At 42.4% G+C, this 25,666-nt stretch carries 28 protein-coding genes; 4 read left to right on the top strand and 24 right to left on the bottom strand.

Annotated elements, in window-relative coordinates; all coding sequences use genetic code 11:
- Positions 1-4: 4 nt before the first annotated feature.
- The 8 genes from CEF17_RS03065 to CEF17_RS03030 all read right to left on the bottom strand — a co-directional run bounded on the left by CEF17_RS03065 (position 5) and on the right by CEF17_RS03030 (position 7,638).
- A complete protein-coding gene (locus tag CEF17_RS03065; protein ID WP_054635539.1) occupies positions 5-517 on the bottom strand; it encodes an adenine phosphoribosyltransferase in 513 nt (170 codons plus the stop codon).
- On the bottom strand, positions 507-2,873 hold the full coding sequence (recJ, locus tag CEF17_RS03060) for a single-stranded-DNA-specific exonuclease RecJ (protein ID WP_100398238.1): 2,367 nt from the start codon (positions 2,871-2,873) through the stop codon (positions 507-509). Before recJ ends, CEF17_RS03065 begins: the two co-directional genes overlap by 11 nt.
- A gap of 75 nt (positions 2,874-2,948) precedes the next feature.
- Positions 2,949-3,287 carry a LapA family protein gene (locus CEF17_RS03055; protein ID WP_100398237.1) on the bottom strand — a complete coding sequence of 113 codons (339 nt, stop codon included), beginning with the start codon at positions 3,285-3,287 and terminating at the stop codon, positions 2,949-2,951.
- 19 nt (positions 3,288-3,306) lie between these two features.
- Entirely contained in the window at positions 3,307-4,224 is a 918-nt protein-coding gene (locus CEF17_RS03050) for a cation diffusion facilitator family transporter (protein WP_100398236.1), read from the bottom strand.
- Between the two features lie 171 nt (positions 4,225-4,395).
- The gene (secF, locus tag CEF17_RS03045) at positions 4,396-5,343 is read right to left on the bottom strand and encodes a protein translocase subunit SecF (RefSeq protein WP_100398235.1); all 948 of its coding nucleotides are present in this window, start codon (positions 5,341-5,343) and stop codon (positions 4,396-4,398) included.
- The gene (gene secD, locus CEF17_RS03040; protein ID WP_100398234.1) at positions 5,333-6,631 is read right to left on the bottom strand and encodes a protein translocase subunit SecD; all 1,299 of its coding nucleotides are present in this window, start codon (positions 6,629-6,631) and stop codon (positions 5,333-5,335) included. Before secD ends, secF begins: the two co-directional genes overlap by 11 nt.
- A gap of 169 nt (positions 6,632-6,800) precedes the next feature.
- The gene (locus CEF17_RS03035) at positions 6,801-7,130 is read right to left on the bottom strand and encodes a post-transcriptional regulator (protein WP_100398233.1); all 330 of its coding nucleotides are present in this window, start codon (positions 7,128-7,130) and stop codon (positions 6,801-6,803) included.
- Between the two features lie 19 nt (positions 7,131-7,149).
- Complete coding sequence (locus CEF17_RS03030) at positions 7,150-7,638, bottom strand: COG2426 family protein (protein ID WP_100398232.1); 489 nt, start codon at positions 7,636-7,638, stop codon at positions 7,150-7,152.
- A gap of 118 nt (positions 7,639-7,756) precedes the next feature.
- Here CEF17_RS03030 and spoVB point away from each other — a divergent pair, with 118 nt between their 5' ends.
- Positions 7,757-9,313 carry a stage V sporulation protein B gene (gene spoVB / locus CEF17_RS03025; protein WP_100398231.1) on the top strand — a complete coding sequence of 519 codons (1,557 nt, stop codon included), beginning with the start codon at positions 7,757-7,759 and terminating at the stop codon, positions 9,311-9,313.
- A 12-nt stretch (positions 9,314-9,325) separates the two neighbouring features.
- On the opposite strand, the gene CEF17_RS03020 is transcribed toward spoVB, so the two are convergent.
- Entirely contained in the window at positions 9,326-9,976 is a 651-nt protein-coding gene (locus CEF17_RS03020) for a DUF421 domain-containing protein (RefSeq protein ID WP_100398230.1), read from the bottom strand.
- 153 nt (positions 9,977-10,129) lie between these two features.
- A complete protein-coding gene (locus tag CEF17_RS03015) occupies positions 10,130-11,422 on the bottom strand; it encodes an ArsB/NhaD family transporter (protein ID WP_100400770.1) in 1,293 nt (430 codons plus the stop codon).
- Between the two features lie 237 nt (positions 11,423-11,659).
- On the opposite strand from CEF17_RS03015, the gene CEF17_RS03010 reads away from it, so the two are divergent.
- Complete coding sequence (locus tag CEF17_RS03010; protein ID WP_100398229.1) at positions 11,660-12,037, top strand: TIGR04086 family membrane protein; 378 nt, start codon at positions 11,660-11,662, stop codon at positions 12,035-12,037.
- A 165-nt stretch (positions 12,038-12,202) separates the two neighbouring features.
- Here CEF17_RS03010 and yajC read toward each other — a convergent pair whose 3' ends face one another.
- The 10 genes from yajC to safA all read right to left on the bottom strand — a co-directional run bounded on the left by yajC (position 12,203) and on the right by safA (position 20,866).
- Positions 12,203-12,457 (bottom strand): preprotein translocase subunit YajC, encoded by a 255-nt coding sequence (gene yajC / locus CEF17_RS03005; RefSeq protein ID WP_100398228.1) that lies wholly within the window; start codon positions 12,455-12,457, stop codon positions 12,203-12,205.
- A gap of 40 nt (positions 12,458-12,497) precedes the next feature.
- On the bottom strand, positions 12,498-13,637 hold the full coding sequence (tgt, locus tag CEF17_RS03000; protein WP_100398227.1) for a tRNA guanosine(34) transglycosylase Tgt: 1,140 nt from the start codon (positions 13,635-13,637) through the stop codon (positions 12,498-12,500).
- On the bottom strand, positions 13,618-14,676 hold the full coding sequence (gene queA / locus CEF17_RS02995) for a tRNA preQ1(34) S-adenosylmethionine ribosyltransferase-isomerase QueA (protein WP_100398226.1): 1,059 nt from the start codon (positions 14,674-14,676) through the stop codon (positions 13,618-13,620). Before queA ends, tgt begins: the two co-directional genes overlap by 20 nt.
- A gap of 78 nt (positions 14,677-14,754) precedes the next feature.
- Positions 14,755-14,973, bottom strand: a complete 219-nt coding sequence (locus CEF17_RS02990) for a DUF2905 domain-containing protein (RefSeq protein WP_100398225.1) — start codon at positions 14,971-14,973, stop codon at positions 14,755-14,757.
- Positions 14,966-15,970 carry a Holliday junction branch migration DNA helicase RuvB gene (gene ruvB, locus CEF17_RS02985; RefSeq protein ID WP_100398224.1) on the bottom strand — a complete coding sequence of 335 codons (1,005 nt, stop codon included), beginning with the start codon at positions 15,968-15,970 and terminating at the stop codon, positions 14,966-14,968. The genes CEF17_RS02990 and ruvB overlap by 8 nt, the downstream gene beginning before the upstream one ends.
- Positions 15,971-15,989: 19 nt before the next feature.
- A complete protein-coding gene (gene ruvA, locus CEF17_RS02980) occupies positions 15,990-16,589 on the bottom strand; it encodes a Holliday junction branch migration protein RuvA (protein ID WP_100400769.1) in 600 nt (199 codons plus the stop codon).
- A 342-nt stretch (positions 16,590-16,931) separates the two neighbouring features.
- Positions 16,932-17,528 (bottom strand): BofC C-terminal domain-containing protein, encoded by a 597-nt coding sequence (locus CEF17_RS02975; protein ID WP_100398223.1) that lies wholly within the window; start codon positions 17,526-17,528, stop codon positions 16,932-16,934.
- 71 nt (positions 17,529-17,599) lie between these two features.
- Complete coding sequence (locus CEF17_RS02970; RefSeq protein ID WP_100398222.1) at positions 17,600-18,355, bottom strand: YebC/PmpR family DNA-binding transcriptional regulator; 756 nt, start codon at positions 18,353-18,355, stop codon at positions 17,600-17,602.
- 173 nt (positions 18,356-18,528) lie between these two features.
- Positions 18,529-19,617, bottom strand: coding sequence for a YhcN/YlaJ family sporulation lipoprotein (locus CEF17_RS02965; protein WP_100398221.1), 1,089 nt, complete (start codon positions 19,615-19,617; stop codon positions 18,529-18,531).
- Between the two features lie 106 nt (positions 19,618-19,723).
- Positions 19,724-20,866 (bottom strand): SafA/ExsA family spore coat assembly protein, encoded by a 1,143-nt coding sequence (gene safA, locus CEF17_RS20270; RefSeq protein ID WP_198508869.1) that lies wholly within the window; start codon positions 20,864-20,866, stop codon positions 19,724-19,726.
- A gap of 271 nt (positions 20,867-21,137) precedes the next feature.
- Between safA and CEF17_RS02950 the strand changes: the two genes are divergently transcribed.
- Positions 21,138-21,680, top strand: coding sequence for a transcription repressor NadR (locus CEF17_RS02950; RefSeq protein WP_442857426.1), 543 nt, complete (start codon positions 21,138-21,140; stop codon positions 21,678-21,680).
- Between the two features lie 29 nt (positions 21,681-21,709).
- On the opposite strand, the gene pheA is transcribed toward CEF17_RS02950, so the two are convergent.
- From pheA to CEF17_RS02930, 4 genes are all read right to left on the bottom strand, one after another.
- Positions 21,710-22,600, bottom strand: a complete 891-nt coding sequence (gene pheA, locus CEF17_RS02945; RefSeq protein ID WP_100398219.1) for a prephenate dehydratase — start codon at positions 22,598-22,600, stop codon at positions 21,710-21,712.
- 44 nt (positions 22,601-22,644) lie between these two features.
- Positions 22,645-23,052 (bottom strand): ACT domain-containing protein, encoded by a 408-nt coding sequence (locus tag CEF17_RS02940; RefSeq protein ID WP_232725556.1) that lies wholly within the window; start codon positions 23,050-23,052, stop codon positions 22,645-22,647.
- Positions 23,053-23,283: 231 nt separating this feature from the next.
- Positions 23,284-24,567, bottom strand: a complete 1,284-nt coding sequence (obgE, locus tag CEF17_RS02935) for a GTPase ObgE (protein ID WP_100398217.1) — start codon at positions 24,565-24,567, stop codon at positions 23,284-23,286.
- Between the two features lie 10 nt (positions 24,568-24,577).
- Complete coding sequence (locus CEF17_RS02930; protein WP_100398216.1) at positions 24,578-25,120, bottom strand: Spo0B C-terminal domain-containing protein; 543 nt, start codon at positions 25,118-25,120, stop codon at positions 24,578-24,580.
- A gap of 203 nt (positions 25,121-25,323) precedes the next feature.
- On the opposite strand from CEF17_RS02930, the gene CEF17_RS02925 reads away from it, so the two are divergent.
- The gene (locus CEF17_RS02925) at positions 25,324-25,593 is read left to right on the top strand and encodes a hypothetical protein (RefSeq protein WP_100398215.1); all 270 of its coding nucleotides are present in this window, start codon (positions 25,324-25,326) and stop codon (positions 25,591-25,593) included.
- Positions 25,594-25,666: the final 73 nt, after the last annotated feature.

Genomic DNA, 25,666 nt, shown 5'->3' with positions numbered 1-25,666 from the left:
ATCATTAAAAATCAACCAGTGAAAATAGTTCGTATTGATCCAAACCGCTCCGTCCTTCAAGATAGGTGAGTTCGATCATAAAGGCCAGCCCTGCAACGATGCCTCCAAGCTCCTCTACAAGCTTGACAGTGGCCTTGACTGTTCCACCGGTGGCAAGAAGATCATCTGTAATAATAACTCTTTGTCCCGGTTTAATAGCATCCTTATGAATGGAAAGAGAATCGCTGCCATATTCCAATCCGTAATCCGCATCAATGGTTTCACGAGGAAGCTTTCCTTTTTTTCTTACTGGGACAAACCCTTTTTCCAATTCATAAGCAATCGGACAGCCGACCACAAATCCTCTTGCTTCGGGCCCTACTATAACATCTGCGTTTTGTTTTCGGGCGAACTCAGCCATCTCATTTATAGCTTGCTTATATACCTTTCCCTCTTGCATTAACGTTGTAATGTCTTTAAAACGAATGCCAGGTTTCGGATAATCTTCGACTACTGTAATATGTTCTTTAAAATCCATGTTCTACCTTCTCCTTATTATCTTTTTCTCCTATATATAAAGAAACCTGGTTTTTTAATTCTTTATAGGAAGCGTATAAAAGTTCCTGTTCAACACGCGTGCGCTCTTCATAATTGCGATACGTGGGGGAATCTTTGAGGTCTCTTTTAGCCGGAGCATCTTGCACTGTTATTAATCCGTTATTCATTGTAACAAAATCCAGCTCAGAAAACACCTTTGCCATTAATGAAACAGTGGAAGAAGACCACCCTTTCTTCTTAGCAAGAAGTTCTCCATGCTTTTTCAAATCAAAGGTGCCCTGCTTCTTTAAGAAACCGTAAAACCATTTAAAGTGATCCCTTGTAAGCCTGGTTTCAAAAAAGAAGCCGCCATGGTCTTTGAAGAGCAGATAGACCCTTTCAATCTGTTTAAGGTGCTTTAAAGCTTTGGAGAACTCTTCCATAGTCTTAGGCAAATCAACCATCACGATATACGTTTCCTTTTCTTTTTGAGGTAAAACATCGATTTCACTAACATGTATGATATCCAGATCTGAGACTTCTCTTCCAAATACCTCTATTGTTTCTCTTTCAAATGCTACACCTATTGTCTTATCAGAAGGAAGGGTCTTCAATAATTCAGCTGGTTTTTTCTCCCGACGGCGGTCAAAAAGCTGCCATTCTCTCACAGCAAGATCTTCTAAAAAGATCTGTGGCTTTCGGTAACCATTCCATTCATTTACAGAAAGCTCCCCTACCGCAGAAACTTTTGTACCCGATTCAACTTCCTCACATAAATATCCAAGATGAAAGCCTACCCCTTCTAATTGATAATTTTCTTTTCCGAATAGCATTTTAAGATGGTTTTGGTTAGACCCGATCTTCTTTGCCGATTTAAGATCAACATCTTCAAGCATAATCTTCGGCTTAGGATTAGCTATTCCATAGGGCTCAAGCTGCTTCATTTCTTCGATCACAGCAAGCGTTGCTTGTTCAAGAGGCACAATCATGTCCACAGAAGTGACAGGAATAAAATCCTCCTCGCTCATTTCTACATTTGCCTGAGAAATCAAGCGTGCTCTCAAGTCCTCAATATCTTCAACTTTCATCGTAAGACCGGCAGCCATCGGGTGGCCTCCAAAGTGTGGAAGGATGTCTCTGTTCTTGGACAGGTTTTTAAACATATCAAATCCCTTAATACTTCGGGCTGAACCTTTGGCTTCGCCTTTTTCCGGGTCAATCGCCATAACAATTACCGGCCGGTAAAACCTCTCTGTAAGACGGGATGCCACAATCCCAATTACGCCAGGATTCCAGCCTTCCTTTGCTATAATAAGCACAGAGTTCCTTTCCGGAGGATAAGCGCTCTCTACTTCCTCTACTGCTTCTTTAGTCATCTCACTGACAATTTCTTGTCTTTCCTTATTTAAATCATCGATCACTTCAGCCCACTCTTCGGCTTCTGCCGCGTTTGAAGTGGTAAGAAGGTGAACAGCAGGATCAGCAGAGTCCATCCGGCCGGCAGCGTTTAAACGGGGGCCAAAAGCAAAGCCTACGTTATCTGCTTCCATGACCTGTCCATCTACCCCGCAGAGTTTCTTTAAAGCCTGAATCCCTGGCTTGGAAGAGGATGTTAACTGTCTCAACCCGTAGGTTGCGAGCGCACGATTTTCGTCTATAAGAGGCACTAAATCACTTATCGTGCCTATCGCTACAATATCCAGCCATTCCTCAGGAAGCCGTCCTAACAAGGCATGAGCAAGCTTGAAGGCAACCCCGACCCCAGCCAATTCTTTAAAGGGATACGGGCATCCAGGCTTCTTAGGGTTGATAATACAATATGCCTCAGGTAATTCAGGAGGGGGTTCATGGTGATCGGTTACAATGACGTCAATTCCCAGCTCTTTGGCTGCTGCAATTTCTTTTACGGCAGCAATACCGGTATCAACAGTAATGACAAGTGAAACCCCTTCTTCTTTCGCTTTTTCGAAAGCTGGAATGTTTGGCCCGTATCCTTCCGTGAAGCGGTTGGGAATATACCATCCAAACTCAGCTTTTAATTCCTTAAGCAGGAAAATCATAATAGAGGTGCTTGATACACCATCAGCATCGTAGTCCCCGAAAACCAATATTTTTTCCTTATTACTGACCGCTTCTTTTATTCTGTTAACCGCAGTCTCCATCCCATCCATAAGAAATGGATCGTGCAGCTGTGATATTTCTGTATGTAAAAACTTCAAAGCTTCTTCGGCACTTCTGATCCCGCGGTTCCATAATAACCGTGCGGTAACCTCTGAAATTTGCAGTTCTTTACTGAGTCGTTCAATGTTTTCATTGGTCTCTTGTTCAACAATCCATTTTCGTTTCGATTGCAGCATAATAAAACACCCCTTGACCCACCTATTATACTAAAGGGGACAAGGGGAAACAATTGTTATCTTATTTCATTTTCGTTATTTTCTTGAGCTTCTTCCTGCATTTGCTGTATCTTCTGCTCCTCCAGTCCTTCTGCTGTTCTCACGGGCATTCTTCTCACTTTTTGAATGACTGTCTGTACCAGAAGCCTGTTTTAATTGCTTATTTTCTTGCTGGAGACGATATACTTTTACCATTCCTACAAAACCGACAAGCAGTCCTCCCATTAAAACAGATCCTAAAATAATCAGCACTAAAGGCCAGTCAGCTGTGCCAAATAAATAGTTCACTTCTACCGGATCGACATTTATTACTGCAAACACAGCAATTAGCAAAGCGATGATAAGGCCGATAATTAACCCGTATTGCCCCTTCATAGTACTCGCTCCTCCCAAATCAGCGGTTCTCTTTTTCTTCGGCTTCTTCGTATGGATTTACATGGACTAATACGTTATGCACATAATTTTCTTTCATTAAAATTCGTTTTACTTCTTTTCCGATTGCATGACCTTCTTCTACTGTAATTTTCGGATCAACCGCTATTTTTATATCAATAATGACATAGTGGCCATGTTCTCGCGCAAAGAATTCATCAATCTGAAGAACACCAGGCACCCCTTGTGCTTCTTTTTCCATTTTCTCAGTATCTTCTGGATGAAGAACATGATCAAGAGCATTGTGAATCGATTCTTTTCCAAGCTTCCAGGCCATTTTCATAATCAGGCCTGCAACAAAGATCCCGGCAGCCAAATCGGCGTAGGCAAGCCAATCGATTCCATAAGCTCCTCCAGCAATGGAAGCGCCAATCCCGATTAAAGCAGCTAACGAAGAAAAGACATCAGATCTGTGGTGCCAGGCATCTGTCATCAACGCCTCGCTTTTATACTTTTTACCCAATTTATATTTATAGCGAAACATTAATTCCTTTACAATAATAGAAACGATAACTGCGTATAAAGCCAGCGTCTGCGGGACAGTTACAGGTTCAGTCATGTCCTGAATGGAGGAAAGAGCAATTTCGAAACCAACAACAAACAACAATACGGCTACAATAATTGCTGCAACGGATTCAGCTTTCCCATGTCCATAAGGATGATCTCGATCTGGAGGCAGCTTTGCAGCCCGGACTCCGATTAAAACGGCAACCGAACCTACCACATCAGAGGCGGAATGGACGGCGTCAGCTACTAAGGCACGGCTGTCAGCGATTACGCCAATCACTCCTTTTAAAATAGCCAATACAATGTTTCCAATGATTCCTACCCAGGCACCAAATTTCACTTTACTATAACGTTCTTCTTCAAATGTGGACATCGCAGCCTCCCTTCATCTCTTTTCACCTTTCTTTATTTTATCTAATATCGATGAACTTACGCAGAAATTTTCAATCTCTCCAATCCCCTACCATCTGGTTAAATCTCCCATTTTATGAAGGCAGATAAAAAGCCATGGCTGCCGTACCATGGCTTTTTTATTATTTTTGATTTATGCTTCCCTCTCTGCTGTTTCTGCAGGCTCAGGGCTCTTAAATTTCCGTCTTTCAATTTGCTTCCACTTCCAAATGAGCCATACCTGTGAGGCAAGAAACAGAGACGAATACGTTCCTGCTACAAGCCCTACTAGCAATGCAAAGGAAAAGGATCGAATAGCTTCTCCTCCAAAAAGAAAAATAGCTCCTGCGGCAAACACGACAGTCAGGACTGTATTAATCGAGCGTGCTAAGGTCTGTACGAGACTTTTGTTTACCACCGCAGACAGGTCTTCAAAGGTTTTGATTTTCTTTGCAAACTTCATATTTTCCCTTATTCTGTCAAAGGTAACAATTGTATCATTAATTGAATAGCCCACTATAGTCAGTACTGCTGCTATAAATGGTACATTCACTTCAAACTGAGTAATGCTGAACACCGCAATAATAAAGAAGGCATCGTGGACCAGGGCAAGGATAGCCGCTAATCCATACAAGAATTCAAATCGTATCGTCACATAAATGATAATACCAACAGAGGCAATCAGAATTGAGATCAAAGCGTTCATTGCCAGCTCCTGGCCAACCTGGGGCGAGACGGTACTTACATTCGGCTCGACTCCATATTCCTCGATAAAATAAACTTGAATTTCTGCAATCTCTTCTTGCTCAAGCATACCGATGAACCGGGCATGAGCCAATTCATTGTTGTCACCAGCTAACGTTACATCGTCAGGCTCATATCCCTCACCAATTTGAGCGAATTCCTCATACACCATTTCTTCCGTAAAAGGCTCATCGCCTTGTATTTCAACCCGAGAGCCGCTTTCAAAATCAATCCCTAAATTTAATCCAAGAGTGGACAAAAGGATGACACCAATTAACATAAACGCGAGTGAAATACCAAAAAACTTTTTTCGGTGCTTAACAAAATCAATGTTCCGATTCTCAAAGTTATAGTTCACTGATTTCACTCTCCTTTACACCAAAAACCCTGGGCTTTTTATTAAATACCCGGCTTTTCACCCATAGACCTAAAAGGAGACGTGAGCCATACACTGAAGTTAAGAAGCTGGTTAAAATGCTGACGATCAGCATGACTGCAAAGCCTTGCACTGAACTGGTCCCGTAATAGAACAGAACACCTGCAGCCAGAATCGTCGTAATGTTTGCATCAAGTATGGTTGATAACGAACGGCGGCTTCCAGCTTTAAATGCCGACATTACAGATTTCCCTGATTTCAGTTCTTCTTTTATCCTCTCATAGGTAATAATGTTCGCGTCAACAGCCATACCGACACCAAGGATCAATGCTGCTATTCCAGGGAGAGTCAGCACGCCTTGAATCAGATTGAACATTAACATCACGATATAAATATAAGCAGAGAGGGTGATCGCGGCAATAATGCCCATAAACCTGTAATAGATGAGCATGTAGGTCAGGATTAACGCAATCCCGATAAAACCTGCATAAATTGTCATTTCCATTGCCTGTTCACCTAAAGAGGCACCAACGGCGTTTGAATATACTTCATTTAATTCAACGGGCAGGGCACCGGCATTCAATACTTCTGCTAAAAACCTGGCTTCCTCAATGGTGAAGTCGCCTTGAATGACTATATTTTCTGTATACAGAGGCTGGTGTACCGTTGGTGCTGACAAGTACTTAGGATCAGCCTGCTGGGCTTCTTCATAAAATGAATCACCCTCTTCATAATCAAGCCAGATAACAAGGCGGCTTTCATACTGATCATAGCGTTCCATAATGTCTTCTGTAATTTCACCAAAAGCATTTCCGTCTCTTAATGTCACTCCGACTTCCGGCTGATTGGCTTCATTAAACGTGACACTTGCTCCATTTTCCGCAAGCTCGTCCCCAGAAAGCATTAAATTATCGTCCACATCCCGGAAAGTAAGATTGGCTTCTGTAGCCAGTAGCTCTCGTGCCTGCTGCTGATCCTCAACCCCAGCTAACTGCACACGAATTCTGTCCTCTCCTTCAATCGAAATGTACGGTTCGGATACACCAAGGACGTTTACACGTTGATTTAAAGCACTTACGGTTGCATTCAAAGCGTCTTCCGTAATCTCTGTATCCTCTGTAGGCTCTACTTGATACAAAATTTCAAAGCCGCCTTGAAGATCGAGTCCTAAGTTTGTATCAGCTGCAAGATCGTCTGCAGTCTGGTAAATGACGCCTCCCAGCAAAAGGACAATCACAAAAAACACAGCAATTCTCCACATTCTTCCCATGTACCTTTCATCCTCCTTCGGCTCTATGAGCCTTTTCCCTGCTTTCAAACACAGGGAGAACCCCGGACAGATTAGCTCTCCGGGGTCAATGCTTAAGCTATGATCTATGTACGGTTTACAATAGTGTGCGCTGCAATATTTAGATTATACTGATAGACTCTTACACCTGTCAATCTGCTCTGGTACCTTCCGGCTTTTCCACTTCCCCCAACAAAGCCCCAAGTTCATCTTCATAGGAACTGCTAAGCAGGTCTGGGCCTTTATACGCTTCAATTGTAAGCTGATTCATATAATCGCTTACCCTTAATGTGAAAATTTCGTTAACAAGAGCATGAAACCTGATAAACTCTTTTTTCTTCTTAACTTTGTGCATGACACACTGCCATACTTCCTCATTTGTGGCCTTATCATAACCCATTAATTGAAATTCCTCAGTTTTGCTTGATAAGACTGGTTCAAGGTCATTCTTCCATACGTCGAATTGCTGTTCATTCTTCACAACAAAACCTCCTTGATAGTTAAATGAAAAGAGGGTATGAAGCAATCCCTATAATGGTGGTGGCAATCACTACTCCAAAGCTTATCGCAAAAAAAGCGGCACGAAAAGGGATAAAAAATAACACTGCCGCCAGGCAGGCCGAATAGGCCCCGGTCGTCGGGAACGGAACGGCCGTAAATAATATTAAGCCTGCAGCCCCCCATTTTTGAACTTGTGCCCCTTTTTTCATCGTGCGTTCAAAAACCCAATCATAAAACTTCTTGTAATACTGAAACCTGAGCAGCCACCTGCTGACAGGACGAAATAATAAAAGCACAGGTGCAATGGGCAAGAGGTTGCCTAACAGGGCAAATAACAAAGCCGATTCAAACGGTACCCCTAACAAGGCAGCTGCAGGAATACCTCCTCTTACCTCAATGACTGGAAATGCCGACAGAAGCAGCACAAGCAGTTCAGAAGGAAAAAAACCAAAAGTCTCCATTACCAACTCTGAAAAGGCCTCTTTCATGAATGACTCCCTTTCTGTCTGATTTCTTTCATTCTATGAAAACTTGTCATGCTTGACCCTCTTCTTAGCATATTAATTATTGCGCGGAAATACCATCCTTTTTTGAAGGAGGAGGGAGATGTCAAAACAAACCTTCCTGCAGGGAACATTGATTTTAATTATGGCAGGACTGATCACACGCTTTTTAGGCTTTATTAATAAAATCGTCGTAGCAAGGATAATGGGTGCTGAAGGCGTAGGATTATATATGATGGCTGTTCCTACCCTGTTATTAATTATCACTTTAACTCAGCTTGGGCTTCCCGTTGCTATATCAAAATTAATTGCCGAGGCTGATGCTGAAAACGACACAAAAAAGATGAAAAAGATTTTGGTTGTTTCATTAGCTGTAACAGGATCTTCAAGTATTATCTTTACAATAGGAGTCATGGCAGCTGCTCCTTTTCTTTCCTCATTTCTGCTGACAGATGCCCGGGCTCTTTATCCCTTATTAGCGATTATTCCTATTGTGCCTATTGTTGCCTTGTCTGCCGTGCTGAGAGGTTATTTTCAAGGCCGCCAGAATATGAGACCTACCGCATATTCTCAAGTTATAGAGCAAGTTGTCCGCATTACCTTAGTTGCTATATGTACGAAAGCTTTTCTTCCTTATGGCGTTGAATATGCTGCTGCCGGGGCTATGCTTTCAGTAGTGGCTGGTGAGCTTATATCTTTACTCTATATGATCTGGATGTTTAAAGCTAAAAAACCTATGAAGGTTCGCAAACAGTTTTTCTCCTACGTCAAAGGAGGGAAGAAAACATTTAACGATCTCATGACGATTGCCCTGCCGACAACAGGCAGCCGTCTTGTAGGGTCCCTTTCGTTTTTCTTTGAACCAATTGTCGTTGCCCAGAGTCTTGCCATTGCGGGCGTCGCTACTGCAGCTGCCACTGCCCAGTACGGTGAGCTCAGCGGCTTTGTGATTCCATTACTCACTCTGCCTACTTTCATCACTGCTTCCCTTTCTGTCTCACTCGTACCTGCCATTAGTGAAGCTGCAGCGAGAAATGATTACCGTACAATTCAAAAAAGGCTCAGACAGGCTTCCAGAGTCGCTTTTATTTCTGGTGGTATTTCAGTCGTGGTCTTATATGTATTTGCTGTACCAGTCATGGACCTTATGTATGACGCTCCTCATGCAGCTGTCTTTTTGCATGTAATGGCTCCTTTTACCATATTCCTTTATTTCCAAGGACCGCTCCAGGCAACCCTGCAAGCTTTAAATATGGCAAAGGCTGCTATGTACAACAGCCTGGCTGGGGCGATTGTTAAAATAGGAACTATTGCTGTTCTAGCCTCTCAGCCTGGTTTGGGAATCATGGGTGCAGCTCTAGGAATTACTGTCAGCATGGTTTTAGTGACACTGCTTCATTTTACAGCTGTGGCAAAAACAATCAGCATCACAATCGAAACAAGAGAAATTCTTTCCATACTGGTTATCATGCTTGGTTCAGGTTGGGCTGGACACTGGTTTTTTCATGAAGCCCTCCAGCATTCCCTCCTTCTTCCAAGGACAATACTTGCCCTCATTCTTACAGTGCTTTGTTACGTGGCAGGGTTATTTCTCTTTAGAATCGTAACCATAAAGCATGTTTCACGCTTGCCTTTCTTTACACTTTTTCAAAAAAAATAGCCCTTACGCGGGCTATTTTTTATTGTCATCCAAATCGACAAACATGGTGCCATCTGTCCGAAAGGCACAGTATGATACTTCTTTAACTGTTTTAATTCCAGCTTTTCTTAATTCCCTTCTCAGCCAAAGTTCATTTTTGCCTGCTTTTTTTAAATGAGAATGCTGAATAACCCCGTCAATGATAAAGGGGAGGGGCATAGAAACTTTGTCTTCGTCATTTTCTTCAAATACAGAGAGCTCTCCTGAAGGCTCCAAGATAGCAAATTCTACATCAGAAAGATCCTTTATGTTTTTTTGCCTTAACTGCATCATCAAGTCATCAAAATTGTATCTCTGTCTGCGCATTTCCTTTTCATCTATTTTTCCCTCTTTAATGATGTATGAAGGTGTACCGTCTACCAAGTGACGGATTTTTTCACTTTTCAATGATAGAAATGCTAAAGCAATTTGGATGACAGATAAAAGGACAATAGGGAGAAATGCTTCTACCATGGACATCCGAATGTTTTCTATGGAGATGACCGCTAATTCTGCAATCATTATCGATACAACAAAATCCAATATAGAAAGCTGTCCAAGTTCTCTTTTACCCATGACTCTCAGGATGATCAGCAAGAAAATATAAACAAGCAATGTACGAATAAGGATAGTTACCGGATCCATACCATTCACCCTTCTTCCCGCTGCAAATTCTAACCACGGAATTTTAGTATGCCCCTTTACGTTTTTTTCATAAAAGAAACAAAGATACAAAAAATCCCACGCTTATTACAAGCAGGGGATTTTTTAGTTTGCTCTTGAAGTTGAAGTCAGTTTTTAGTAGAACATTAAATACCTTACATAAAGATAAATCGTTGAAATAAGAAAAGACACTAACGCGGTAGGGGCACCGACTTTAAAAAATTCATAATAAGAAAATCCCTGGTTTGCTTTTGCTGCAAGACCAGCAACAATCACATTAGCCGTGGCTCCAATAATTGTGGCATTGCCTCCAAGGCATGCTCCAAGAGCCAACGCCCACCATAATGGCTCAAGATTGCCAATACCATAGCTTTCAAATTCCAGAATGACTGGAATCATCGCTGCCACAAAAGGAATGTTATCAACAAACCCTGATACAATGCCTGAAACCCAGAGAATAAGCAAGGAAGTCTGGGGTACATCTCCCCCTGTATAATAAATCAGACTTCGTGCCATTTCTTCAATCAAACCTGATTCTTCTAAACCTCCAACGAGCATAAATAAGCCGATAAAAAAGAAGATTGTCACCCATTCAACCTGTTTAAAAACCTCTTCAACATTAGACTCTTCATGCGTTAAAAACAAGAGAAGAAGGGCTCCACCCATTGCAATAGCCGTTAATTCCACCTGAAGCATCGGCTGGGCAATAAAAGCTGTTACGGTCAGAAGCAAGACAAACACAGATTTGATCAACACAGATTTGTTTTTAATATAAGAAGCAGCGTTGATTTCCATCAGCTTCTTTTGAGCCATATTGTTTTGATTCGTTTGAAACTCACCCTTGTAATAAAACGCCAGCCCAGCCATCACCACGATGAAAATTAACACTACTGGAGGCCCAAGGTGAACAAGAAAATCATTAAAGGTTAAGTGAGAAACAGCCTGGCCGATCATAAGATTTGGCGGGTCTCCAATTAATGTGGCCGTCCCTCCAATATTTGACGCCATTACGATAGCTATCAAAAAAGGAACAGCGTTCATTCCCAGGATTCCGGTTAAGGTAAATATAATAGGTGCTACCAAAAGAACTGTTGTGACGTTATTTAAAAATGCAGATCCGACTGCAGTGAGAACCGAAAACATAATTAACAAGGATATTGGCTTTCCACGCACAATTTGCGCGGCTTTCACGGCTACATATTCAAACATACCACTCTGACTGGAAACAGACACCAGGATCATCATCGAAAAAAGTAAAGCGATGGTATGCCAGTCGATGTACCGAAAAAAAGCCATATCCAAGTCAATAATTCCTGCAAAGAGCATTAATGAACCGCCTGCACATGCCACTAAAGCCCGGTTCCCCTTTTCTGTAATAAGAAAGAAATAGCTGAAAATGAAAATAGAGATGGTTAAGATAGCTTCAATCACAAGGCCGCCACCTTTTCTCGGGGTTTGTACTATTTGTATGACCAGGCGGCCCTTAACATGAGACTTGTTTTACTGCTTCGTCCAAATCAATCTCCAATGGCAGGGACTAACAAGCTCTTTCTCTTTATTGATCTATAAAAAAATTTTGAAAAGATCCTTTGAAAAGGAAAGTACATTCTATTTAAGACGGGCCATGAATATACATGAGTACAAACTGTAAAAGAGGTGTGGACCATGGCGGAACAGCAACGGTTAATGACGGCAGTGTTCTATGGAACCGGGACCATCATTGCTCTTGTTTTTTTGTTTAGCTTCGTACTGTCTTTGATTCTCCGATTCACTAATTTTTCCGAGCATTCTCTTACATGGCTTGTGATTACTCTGTCTATTGGCGCAATGCTGATTGGAGGAATCACAGCAGGGGCCCGGTCCGCTTCAAGAGGTTGGCTGACAGGATTTCTTGCGGCTCTTCTTTTTGTTTGCTTAGCTTTTTTAGTTCAATTCTTAGGCTATGATAATGCCTTTACAGGACACCAAATGTTAATGCATGCCTTATTTCTCGGAACTGCAACGTTAGGGGGCATGATAGGAGTCAACCTTTCTTCTAAGTAAGACTGTTTAAAACGCTGACACCCTTGCGCTGCAGCTATTAAGAAACAGTTCCTTTTCGTATAAAGGATCTGACTCGTTGAATAAAGTGTTACTTCTATAAGCAAAAAAGCACACAGCCCTTAGTAGGAGCTGTGTGCTTTGTATGTAGAAGTCATGAAGACTGAATTAATCTTCATTGACAACTTCTCTTACTGCACTGCGGTCAAAAGTCAGCTTACGGTTATCGTTTACAAGAACGATAATCGTATTTTCATCTAACGCATCGATCGTTGCGTGCAGTCCGCCAATTGTGACAACCTTGTCGCCTTTTTGCAAGTTATCGTGCATTTCACGCACTTGCTTTTGACGTTTTTGCTGAGGACGAATCAGCAGGAAGTAAAAAATAGCAAACATCAGGATCAGCATAATTATAGCTTCCATGAATGAATTCCCTCCCTTCTTAACCTAATTGAATGAAATGTTAGAAGTTCTTGGCACCGGGCTTATTAAACCCATATTTCTCAAAGACCTCGTCACGGAAGTCCAGCAGACCGTCTTCTCGAATCGCTTGTCGAACCTGCTCCATTAATTCTAACAAGAAATAAAGGTTGTGGTAAGAGGTTAACCGAAACCCGAATGTTTCGTTGCATTTGACTAAATGACGAATGTAAGCCCGAGAATAATTTCTGCAAACATGACAGCTGCAATTTTCATCTAGTGGCCCAAAGTCTCTGGCATACTTAGCATTCCTGACCACAACTCTTCCAGTACTTGTCATACAGGTCCCGTTGCGCGCAACACGAGTAGGCAGGACACAATCAAACATATCAATGCCTCTGATAACTCCGTCGATCAATGAATCAGCTGAACCTACCCCCATTAAGTAACGAGGTTTCTCTTCAGGCAGCAGGGGTGTGGTGAATTCAAGCACCTTATTCATTACATCTTTCGGCTCTCCTACCGATAATCCACCTACAGCATACCCGGGAAAGTCAAGAGAAATCAAGTCTTCTGCTGATTGTTTCCTCAGATCTTCATATTCTCCTCCCTGTACAATCCCAAATACAGCTTGTTTTTCAGTATTTTTATGAGCCTCCAGACAACGCTCTGCCCATCTGCTTGTCCGCTCTACTGATTTCTTCATATAGTCTCTCTCTGCTGGATAAGGAGGACATTCATCAAACGCCATCATAATATCTGAGCCGAGAGAGTTTTGAATCTGCATTGCCTTTTCAGGGGAAAGAAAGAGTTTTTCACCGCTAATATGATTACGAAAATGCACTCCTTCTTCCTTTATATCCCGAAGATCACTCAAACTGAATACTTGAAACCCTCCAGAGTCTGTAAGAATAGGCTTTTTCCAGTTCATAAAGCTGTGAAGGCCGCCTGCTTCTTCAATAATATCTTCCCCAGGCCTGAGCCAGAGGTGATAGGTATTGCTTAATATAATCTGAGAACCCATTTCTTCTAGTTCCTCAGGGCTCAATGTCTTTACTGTGGCAAGGGTACCTACGGGCATAAAAATCGGAGTCTCTATCGAGCCATGAGGGGTATGGAGGCGGCCTAAGCGCGCCCCGGATTGCTTACATGTCTTAATCAATTCATATGTTACTGCTGTCATTTGAATCCTCCCTGTGGGTAATAAACATAGCGTCTCCAAAACTGAAAAAACGGTATTTCTCCCTCACCGCTTCGTTATAGGCCTTTAGGATAGTTTCTCTTCCGGCGAGCGCACTTACGAGCATGACTAACGTGGACTTTGGCAAATGAAAATTTGTAAGGAGAGAATCAATACCTTTAAACTGATAACCTGGATAAATAAAAATATCTGTCCAGCCTGATTCTTCATGAAAAGACCCATTATTTCTTCCAGCTATTGTTTCCAGTGTCCGTGCTGAGGTTGTCCCTACTGCAATTATGTTACCGCCCTGCTCTTTTGTTCTATTCAATAAATCTGCCGTTCCTTCACTCATTTGATAAAATTCAGCGTGCATGACATGATCACTAATTTCATCTACAGCAACAGGGCGGAAGGTACCTAATCCTACGTGAAGCGTAATGGTTGTCACGTGTATACCTCTGGCTCTTGTCGCGCCCAGAAGCTCATTAGTAAAGTGAAGGCCTGCTGTTGGAGCAGCAGCCGAGCCATCTTGTTCCGCGTAAACGGTCTGATAGCGTTCACGATCATCCAGCTTCTCTTTAATATAAGGAGGAAGCGGCATTTCTCCTAAAGACTCAAGGACCTCAAGGAAAACACCTTCATATTGAAAATCAAGCACACGTCCTCCATGTTCTAACACATCAGTGCAAACAGCTTTTAATCGTCCGTCTCCAAATTCAATCACTGTACCTGGTTTGATTCTCTTGGCGGGCTTTACCAGCGTTTCCCATTCGTCGCCTTTTACTTGTTTTAATAGCAGGACTTCTGCCTGACCACCGGTTTCCTTTTGGCCGAGAAGGCGAGCTGGAAGCACCCTTGTGTCATTTAATACAAGGGTGTCTCCTTCTTTCATGTAATCTAATATGTCCGGAAAATGTCTGTGCTCTACATTTCCATTAACAGGGTTTACAATCATTAATCTGGAAGCATCTCTTTTTTTCAGAGGAGTTTGAGCGATCAATTCCTCTGGCAAAGTAAAATCAAAATCATTGACGTTCATTACGTCTACCTCTTTTCTTTCTGGCGCTGCGTAAACAATCTTTCTCATCATACAAAAAACAGGTATCTGTGACAAGCTTTACCTAAATCGTCCAATAATAAAAAGGATAATCGACAATACGATACTGATAATGATTGAAGTAACAATCGGGAAGTAAATCGTTGTGTTTCCTCTTTTAAAAAGAATATCCCCTGGCAGCTTGCCAAGAGATATGAATTTTCCTCCCACTTGCCAAATCAGCCCAAAGATAATTAATGCTATTCCTATTCCAATAATTATTTTGGGGAAATCAGCCATTTTTGGGCACCTCCATATTGAAATGCTCGTAAACAAGGTGGGTTACAACTCTTCCTCTCGGGGTTCTTTGCAAAAAGCCGATTTGCAGCAGATAGGGCTCATATACGTCTTCAATGGTGTGTGACTCTTCGCCTATTGTAGCAGCAATGGTTTCAAGACCTACAGGACCGCCGCGGAACTTTTCAATAATGCTTAATAGAAGCTTGTGATCGATATGATCTAATCCCAGCTTATCTACCTGCAGCCTTTCAAGAGCATCCACTGCAAGCTCTGTTGTAATGATCCCGTTTCCCTGCACCTGGGCAAAATCTCTGACCCTTTTTAACAAACGGTTTGCTATTCTCGGGGTTCCTCTGGATCTGCGGGCCATTTCCCCGGCTGCCTCTTCCTCCATTTCTACCATAAGCAGGTCCCCTGTCCGACTCACAATATCAGCAAGTTCTTCTTCTTTATAGTATTCCAGTCTTGAGAGGACGCCAAACCTGTCTCTTAACGGAGCAGACAGCATCCCCGCCCTCGTAGTAGCTCCTACCAGGGTAAAAGGAGGAAGGTCCAAGCGGACGGATCGGGCGGTTGAATCCTTTCCGATGACTATATCAATACAAAAATCCTCCATAGCCGGATAAAGAACTTCTTCGACCGACCTTGGCAGTCTGTGGATTTCATCAATAAATAATACATCCCCAGGCTCTAAAGCAGTCAGAACTGCTGCTAGATCGCCAGGCCTTTCAATGGCAGGACCAGAAGTCGTCCTTATATTGACTTGCATTTCATTAGCTATGATCATCGCAAGCGTTGTTTTACCAAGTCCGGGGGGACCATAAAGCAGGACATGGTCCAGGCATTCCTCTCTCATCCTGGCTGCTTCAATAAAGATCTTCAGGTTTTCTTTTACCTTTGTCTGCCCAATGTATTGGTCAAAATCAAGAGGGCGTATCCCTTGATCAAAGGATTCTTCTTCAGCCTGGGCTTCTTGTGAGATAATTCTCTCGTCCATACTTACCACCCTCTTTTCATTAATTTAACATGAGCTGAAGAGCTTTTTTCACATATTGGTCAGCAGAAAGCTCTTCTTGTTTGAGTTTCGGAGTGACTTTGCTGATTTCCTTTTCGCCATAGCCTAAGGCCCTTAAAGCCTCCAGTGCCTCCTCAAGGGGTGACATTGTAGCTGTGGATTCCTTTTGGGATGCTTCTGCAAACAAGCCTTCGGCCTCTACATATCCCAGCTTCCCTTTCAGGTCTAAGATCATCTGTCTGGCTGTCTTTTTGCCGACACCAGGAAATTTAACTAGAAATTTTTCATTTTCCTGTTCGATGGCTTCAACTACTTGATCCGGTCGTCCAGATGCTAAAATGGCCAACGCACCTTTCGGACCAATTCCTGAAACCTGTAGAAGCTGCTGAAAAAGCTCTCTTTCCTGACGATCCGAAAAGCCGTATAAACGAATTGCGTCTTCTCTGACATGCTGGTATGTATAAACGGTTACTTCTTTTCCTTCATCCTTTTGATAAATGAAGGGATTAGCACAATAAACAAGGTATCCGATTCCTTGAACATCCATCGTAATAAATTCTGTCTCTATATAAACGATCTTTCCTCTGACAAACTCAATCACTGTTGCTTCTCTCCCCATGGCATTCAATTATAAATGCGAACGTGCATTTCCTTTATCATAGCAAATATATGCCAAGGTGGAAAATAACTCTTTTGTCGAATCTTTTCCAAGTCAATGATTTTCCCCTATTCGAAGGCTTTCATTTTGACTAATCTCATAAAAAAAGCAGCCTCTCGGCTGCTGGAGCTTAGAGCTGTTGGGTAAGTCCTCCCAACTGCCTGCTATTTAGTTATAGGTTTTCTTGCACCATAAGCGAGTTTCTGGGGCCATGAAATATATAAAGTAGTGGCTCTCACCAACGGTGAAGCCCCTTGTTTACCAGACTTTTATCCAGGGCCTCATTCACATTTGTTCTGCTTTGGCTTCTTCAAGGACTTTTAGTACACTTTCGTATGTTTCTTTGGTTTTTACAGGAATTCCTTCCCCCAACTGCTCAAGGTAATGACTTTCCAATCTCTCAGTATCAATTTGGTAAAAAGACTGAATGACTTCATTTCCCTCTGGCCTTCCTTTAAATATAGTAAGAACACCGTTTTCATCTAAGCCAAAATAGCCGCTCCATTTTAACAGGGGAGAAATATCTTCAATGTCCTGTGTAAAAACAATTCTTTCATTATTTTGATCCTTTAACGACCATCCAGAATAATGAGCCCAAAAATCTTCTTGTGCCCAAATAGTCTCCTCAATTGTCTCTTCACTTATCTGGCCATCTAAATAACGTCTTTCGAGCACCACTTTTACGGTTTTAGGCCCTTTGACCGTTTCAATACTCTTTTCTAATTCCATTTTTTCTTCTTGATTGATTCTGCTTTCTCCATTTGTATTTTCTTCAGAACCAAGTAGAGCTGTAGAGGCATAAGAAATGACAAACAATAGGGATAATAAAGCAGTCATCAAGAATATAGCTGATTTCTTTACGCTTACTTCTTTTTTACTCATAACTTTTCACCGCCAAAAAAGCTTCCATTTTGGTATAGTGTCACCAATAATGGAAGCTTTTATGCAGGGGGTTAAACCTCCAGTCGCTCAAGCTGCTTTTCCTCTATTTGAAAATTATGGTACACACTTTGTACATCATCGTTATCTTCAAGGGCATCAATAAGCTTAATCATTTTCTCAGCATCGCTGTCTCCAAGCTCGGACATGGTTGAAGGAACCATTGTAACTTCTGCTGTTTTAAAAGTGTATTCAGATTTTTCAAGGGCATTTTTTACGCTCTCAAAATTCTCCGGATCAGTCAATAATTCGTATGCCTCTTCCAACACTTCAACCTCTGCAGCCCCGGCTTCTATAGCATCCAGCATTAACTCCTCTTCATCTCCCCCTGCCGATTCCTTATCTATGGCAAGAACCCCTTTCCGTTGAAACATAAAGGATACACACCCATTTTCACCTAGGTTTCCGCCGTTTTTGTTAAAAGCCAGTCGCACATTAGCGGCAGAACGGTTCTTATTGTCCGTAAGAACTTTCACCATAACAGCAGCCCCTCCCGGACCATACCCCTCATAAGTTAATTCTTCGTATGTAACTCCTCCCTCTTCACCTAGAGCTTTCTTAATTGTACGTTCAATATTATCGTTTGGCATATTCTCAGCTTTGGCTTTGCTTAATGCCAGCCGTAATCTCAGGTTCGTTTGTGGATCATCTCCACTTTCTCTCACTGCTGCAAATATTTCAGTGGAAATTTTGGTAAAAACCTTCGCTCTTTTAGTATCCTGGCTTTCTTTTCTTCGTTTTATATTATTCCATTTAGAATGTCCTGCCATTAGGCTTCACCCCTCTCCTTGCATTTCCGTATTCTATACTATCATAACAGAGGTCAGCGAACTTCCTGAGTAAAATGAGCGAGTAAATACCAGAAAAATTTATTACCTGTCATATTTCTCATATTTAAAAAAGGGCCCGACAAAAGCTAGGCTTTTGGGACCCTCTTTCAAAGTTAACGGCTGCGTTCAAAAGGCCGTTGAGCAAAGTTTGCTACATCTTGAATCATATCGGTTATTGTTTCTCCAACTTCTTCAACAGGCGCTCCGCCTCTAAGCTGCTCATCAATGTTTCTAACGTTGGTATATTGCTCTTCATCAGACACAACATAGACATTTTTTCGACCGTCAAATGCCTGCTCTACTTTTCTCTCGATACGGTTGCCTAACGTTTGTTTTTGTTCATCATTAATACCAGTAGTGTCAATACCAATCAATACATCATCTTCTCTTACAATGACCCGAGAGTCGTTAACAGTGTCCATTTTTTCAACTGCATTTGAAATCTTCTGTGCTGTTTGTGCATCATAATCTTGATGGTAATTTCCTAATGCCTGAGGCTGCTGCTGAGTTCCAAATCCTCTATTTCTCTGAACTCCCAGACCAGCTTGCCCTTGCTGTTTATGGGCCCCCTGACCTGTAATTCCTGCCCCGGCACCTGCTCCATGCTGCTGGCGAGCATTCAACGTGCCATCTTCACCAACCATACCAGGACCGCCAACACGGCCGGTACGAGGAGCCAGCTGGTTTTGCATTCCATGGGTCATCTGCCGTCTTTCATTAAAAGCGCCAGTACCTGTCATTGTTCCGCCATAGGTACGGTCACCTCCAGCAAATCCGGTAGTTCCTCCCATTTGGCCTGCTCCCCTGCGGTTGCCTTGCCCCAATCCAGCTCCTGCTCCCATGCCATCTCCTGCACGGTTTGCACCTACATTACCAGTACCTGTCTGGTGTCCTCTTGTTCCCATATTCCCAGCGCCCATACGGTGACCAGTTCCCATACCTGCTCCCCAGCCTGTTCCACGCTGGATATTGTCACCTGTACGGCGGTCATCCACAGTCAGCATATCTGTAACAGGCCCTTCACCACGATAATTATTACGCTGGCCAAATTGACCAGTATCACCCCGTTGATCTAAACCTTCATATCCAAAGTTTCTTGTATCTTGAGCGCCCATGTCGCCATTTTGATCATCTGCTCCACATCCAGCCAGTCCCCCAGCAATTATAGAAGCTGCTGTAATACTTAAAGCGAATTTTTTCATATTTTAAAACCTCCTTTCACCGATTAGGGTGAGTAAAGGAGGCTTAAAATAAACTGTTAGTTAGAGGAAAGAGTGGTAATCTCCTTACCGTACTTTTACACGGGCTTTATTCGTCGTCTTCCTCTCGCTGATATGGCTGAGCTCCCATCTGACCATTGGGCCACATTCCATTATAGAAATTTTGAGGGAACTCACCATTCATTGGCTGCATCATACCGCCACTGGTAAAATAATCTTCAAAGCCTGCTTGTGACCACTGCTGATCTGGCCATTGCTGAGCCGGATCAAGGTCGTGCATAGGCATCATCGGCTGCATTGGCTGCATCATTGGCTGCATTGGCTGCATCATTGGCTGGGCTCCATATCCAAAATAATCCGGATAAGCTCCCATCCCCATACCATAAGGATGATGTGCAGGATGATAACCTAGAGGAGCACACCCTGGCATCACCGGAGTTACAGGGATCCAATGCACAGGAGATGGCGGGCACGGATAAGGTTGCTTCATTGGCTTATGGACCTCTGGTGCTTTTGGCATTGGCTGGTGAACTGGCAATTTAGGTGCTGGAGCTGTAGGTGCCACTTTTTTAGGTTTCTTCATCTCAGGTTTTTTTATCTCGGGTTTCTTTATCTCGGGTTTTTTCATGTAAGGCTCTTTTTTAGGTGCAGGTTTTTTTACAGGAGGTTTCACTGGCATTTTTTTCTTAGGTTCTGCTTTCGGTTTTGCAGGGGGCTTTGGTTTAGGCTGAACCTGCGGCTGGTAGGGTGATTTGTAAAAGTTGATATTCATCTGCTGCTGCGGCTGAATGTGTGACACATGAGGCTGCTGTGGTTTCATTTCTGGCATTTTAATTTCTGGCATTTTAATTTGTGGCGGTTTTGGCGGCTTTGGAGCTTCTTTTTTCTTTGGCGCTTTTTTTACAGGCTCTTCATAAACAGGCTTTTCCTTCACCGGTTTCTCTTTCACCGGCTTTTCCTTCACTGGCTGTTCTTTTACAGGTTTTTCTTTTACCGGTACTTCTTTTACTGGTTGCTCTTTAGGTTGATATTCTTCTTTTACTTGCGGTTTTTTGTGTTCTTCTTTTTTAATTTGTACACTTTTGGAAGGGACCTTAATTTTCATTCCTGGCATAATCATGTCAGGGTTAGCCAGATGAGAGTTCGCTCCCTTTAATTCTTCAAAGTCCACCCCGTATTTTTGTGCCAGATTCCACAACGTATCTCCTTTTTGGACGATATGAATTTTCATGCATTTTTCCCTCCTATAGGAACTGTCAATATTTATATAAATAACAATAAGGCCACACATTCTTCCTTGAATACAAACTTAATTTCGTTCAAGCTACTCAGCACAACATATGCTGAAATCTCTAGTCATATGCCAAGTGACTCTTCGCAAACGATAAGGGGAGCATGGTACAATAAGGAGTGTTCTTAATGTTTTTATACAGGAAAATAAACAAGATAAAATCTGCACAATTTTGGCATGCACTTTACCATAAACGGAAGGGAGAATAGTGGTGGAAGTTAATAAAGAAAAGATACTTGGGGAAAAACGCAGGAACTTACTTTTACAATGGCTTCGAGAATCTTCCAGCCCATTAACCGGAAGCAGACTTGCTGAACGTACCAATGTAAGCAGACAAGTCATTGTACAGGACATCTCTCTCCTTAAAGCAAGAAACTACCCAATTTTAGCAACAGCACAGGGATATATGCTTATTCCAGGGGAGACGGAAAACACGAAACGCAAAAAAATTGTCTGTTTTCATGAAGATGACCCTGCAGTAACTGCTAAAGAGTTAAACTTGATTGTAGACCATGGCGCCACAGTTATCGATGTTTCCATTGAACATCCTTTATATGGTGATATCACTGCCTCTTTAATGCTTTCAAGCCGAAGAGATGTAAAACAGTTTATCGATAGGCTCTCATCAAGTAATGCCGGCCTGCTTTCAGCCCTGACTGATGGAACCCACTTACACACGATAGAAGCCGCATCAGACGAAGTCCTTGATGAGGTAGTACAGATTCTTGATCAGGAAGGATTTCTCTTAAAATAGTTAATAACATGCAAAAAACCCTGTTCCACTTATTTAGGAACAGGGTTCTTAACACCTTCTTCTACGTTTTGTAACGAAAAACAGGGATAACTCCCAAGGACTCTTACCCCACAGCCGAGCGCTTCAAGCTCTTGCACTACTCCTGGGATTAACACTTCATCCATTGCCTGATCCACATCGATCACAAAAAAGTAATTACCCAGACCTGTTTTCATAGGGCGAGACTCTATCTTTGATAAATTCAGCTTTCTCCATGCAAAGGCTGAAAGCACCTGGTGAAGAGCTCCTGAATAATCGGAAGGGAGCGTCACCATTAAAGTTGTTTTCTCACCGGTTTTTAAAGAAGAAGAAACATGAAACGAAGTCTCTGGCCTTTTTAAAATGACAAACTTTGTATGGTTATTCACATAGTCGTGAATGTTTTTTTGGGCGATTACCAGGCCGTATTGTTGTGCTGCAAGTTCATTGGCAATAGCAGCAATAGGCCGGTCAGATTCTTCCAGCACCTTTTTAGCGGCCGCTCCTGTTGAATTTGTATATTGCAAGTCACTCCCAGGCAGCTCTTTGTTGAGAAAATCATGGCATTGTGCAATGGCATGGGGATGAGAATAAATTTCTGTACATCCCTTCCATTTATCTGCCATTGAGGGGGCTACCAGGAGATGCTGTTCTATAGGAACAACTATTTCTCCTATTATCGGGAGGGTATGCTTGTGTATTAAGTAATCCATGGATAAGTTAACTGAACCCTCAATTGCATTTTCCAAAGGCACAACTGCAAGATCTGCTTCCTTGTTTGCAACAGCATCCATACACGCTGGAATAGTTGAAAACGGAAGGTGGGATCCTTCTTTAAATAACCCTTTTACCGCCAACTCCGTAAACGTTCCTTGGGGGCCTAAATAACCTATGGTCTTCATATTCTTTCAACAATCCTTTCTTCCAGGTCTCCTGTCATCTCTTCTTATGAACCTGAACCGACGATTTCCACGCTTACCACCGCTTCAATTTCCTTAATCTTGGAGACAAGCTGACGCAGCTCCATGCTTATAGCAGCAGTATCTATGGTTAATGTTACATTTGCTCTCCCTTGCAGTGGGATGGTCTGGTTTATCGTAAGAACATTAGAGTTCGCTTGTGCCACTACTCCTAACAACTCTGATAAGGAACCAGATCGGTCTTCTAAATGTATAGACAGAGTAATAATTTTCTCTTTTATCATCGTATGAAAGGGAAAAATGGCGTCCCTGTATTTGTAAAACGCACTTCTGCTCAAATCCACCCGTGTGACAGCGTCTCCTACTTTCGTTTCCTTGCCGCTTTCTAAGAGTGCTTTTGCATCTAATGTCTTTTGCATCGCTTCAGTGAGCATATCCTGCCTTACTAAATAAAATCGGTCAATGCGATCTGCCACAATTGTTCACCACCAGCGTTTTACTAATACTTGAAATAAGACTAGTCATGTCTTTACTCATTTGTCATCCTGACAAATAGTATAACTGTTTATTCATTATAAAGATGTATGACTTTTTTGACAATGTTTCTTGTTATGATATGGGGCCCTCATACATGGAAGAAGGCTGCTTTTACAGCAGCCTTCTCGCTATTCGATAAATTCAAATTCAAAATCAAGGAGACGTACGGTATCTCCGTTTTTTGCTCCTCTCTCTCTTAACGCTTCATCTACTCCCATGTTACGAAGCTTTCTTGAGAACCTTCGAACAGATTCATCATGAGTTAAGTCTGTCATCTTAAAGAGTTTTTCAATACCGGCCCCTGACAAAACAAAGGTGCCATCATCATCCCTTGAGACGATAAAAGGTTTCTGTTCTTTTTCATATTTGTAAAGGACTCGCTGCTCTTGTTCTTCTTCATCATAAAGTGGAAATTCAGGGGTCTGTTCAATTAAGTCAGCGACCTTTAATAACAGCTCTCTCAGTCCTTGTCTAGTCAGGGCTGAAATTTGGAAAACAGGGTAGTCTTCTGTAAGCTGTTCTTTGAATAATTCTAATTGAGCTTCGCTATCCGGCATGTCCATTTTGTTTGCTACGATGATTTGAGGGCGTTCAAGAAGTCGCATATTGTATTGTTTCAGCTCATCATTGATCTTAAGGAAATCTTCATAAGGATCTCTTCCCTCAAGGCCAGACATATCAATGACATGAACAATAACTCTCGTCCGTTCAATATGACGAAGGAATTGGTGGCCAAGACCTACTCCTTCATGTGCTCCTTCTATTAAACCAGGAAGGTCAGCCATCACAAAGCTTCTTCCGTCACCTGCTTCTACTACTCCAAGATTTGGGCTCAACGTTGTAAAGTGATAATCAGCGATTTTAGGTTTAGCGGCTGAAACAACGGATAGAAGGGTTGATTTACCTACACTTGGGAAACCCACCAGCCCCACATCAGCAAGCACCTTTAACTCCAGGTTTATAAATCGTTCTATTCCTGGTTCCCCATTTTCACTGATTTCAGGAGCCGGATTTGCAGGAGTAGCAAAGGTTGAATTTCCCCTTCCTCCTCTCCCTCCGCGTGCAACTACAGCTGTCTGCCCGTGAGTAAGAAGATCTGCTAATACTTCTCCTGTCTCATCATCGGTTACAGTTGTCCCCGGGGGAACTTTGATAACCAGGTCTTTTGCATTTTTCCCATGCTGGTTTTTGGACCTTCCATTTTCCCCGTGTCCTGCTTTAAAATGCTGCTGATAACGAAAGTCCATCAGCGTCCGCAATCCCTCATCCACTTCCAAAATAACATTAGCACCTTTTCCACCGTTCCCGCCAGCAGGCCCGCCTTCCGGTACATACTTCTCACGGCGGAAAGCTACCATTCCATTCCCGCCGTCACCACCTTTAACAAAGACTTTTACCTTATCTATAAACACTAGGGTCACCTCATTTATCATTCATCATTAAAACTAATACTTCTTCGTTCTTTATTACAGCTTCCTTGGGAATCCAGGAAGTCTTTTGCTGCCACTGCCGCTCCACCCATTCTTCCATGGAAGCTTTATTCTTTAACTCCCCTTGAAAGTCCATTTCAATGTAAGGGGCATCTGTTAAATGGAACGTTACCAAAAGGTGGTTGTCTCCCTTTTCACTCACTGTTTTGTCAAGATGCTTTGTAAAAGAAGTGATTAGTGTATACCAGTCTTCTTCAAACCCGGCATAATCATTTGTTTCCCCCAGTACTTCTACATCTAAGATAAACCAATGGTTTCCCCAGTTGAAGGTTAGTAAAAAATCAGCAACTTTTGGTACATTCATTGTCGACAGTCTGCTCTCGTGTCTTGCCTTCTGGACAATACCCCTTATAATTTCTTCCACGCGCTCATATCTGCCCAATGATATATTTCCCTGAATGAGCTGTATTTGATTCAGCCAATCATGTCTCGCATGCTTTAGTATTTCTACTGCCCTTGTACTATTTTCCGCCATAATTGCACTCCTATAACTCTAAACTTCGAGCTTTTTATTGCAGATAACTCATATTGTACCATAAAGTAACAAAAAATTGGCAGAGAGGCTTTTTTAAGGACGGATCCTTGATTTATATCGCTGTTGCTTACTGATGTATATTCTAGGAGCCAGGGGACAATATAAATATCGCTACACCATTTATCTTTTCAGGGAGGTTCATTATGCCACAACAAAACCAGCAAGCTCAACAAGCTCAACAAGCAATTCAGCAAGCTCAACAAGCTGTACAAAATGCCCAGAATAATCCTCAGCAGCTTCAGCAGGCTCAACAGCAGCTTCAGCAAGCTCAGCAAATGCTTCAACAGGCTTCCCAGCAGGCTCAGCAGCCTCAACAAGCCCAGCAGCAGCAGTTCCAGCAAATTCAACAAGAGCTTCAGCAGGCTCAGCAGCAGCTTCAGCAGGCTCAACAGTCTCAACAGTCTCAACAGTAAATGAAGCAATGTTAAGCGGAGTCGGACCTATCCGATTCCGTTTTTTTTTTAGAAATGCCGGTTAGTAGAACAA

The sequence above is a fragment of the Bacillus sp. FJAT-44742 genome (assembly GCF_002797315.1).
GTDB lineage: Bacteria > Bacillota > Bacilli > Bacillales > Marinococcaceae > Thalassorhabdus > Thalassorhabdus alkalitolerans.
This window is presented reverse-complemented; position numbering and strand designations above follow the sequence as displayed.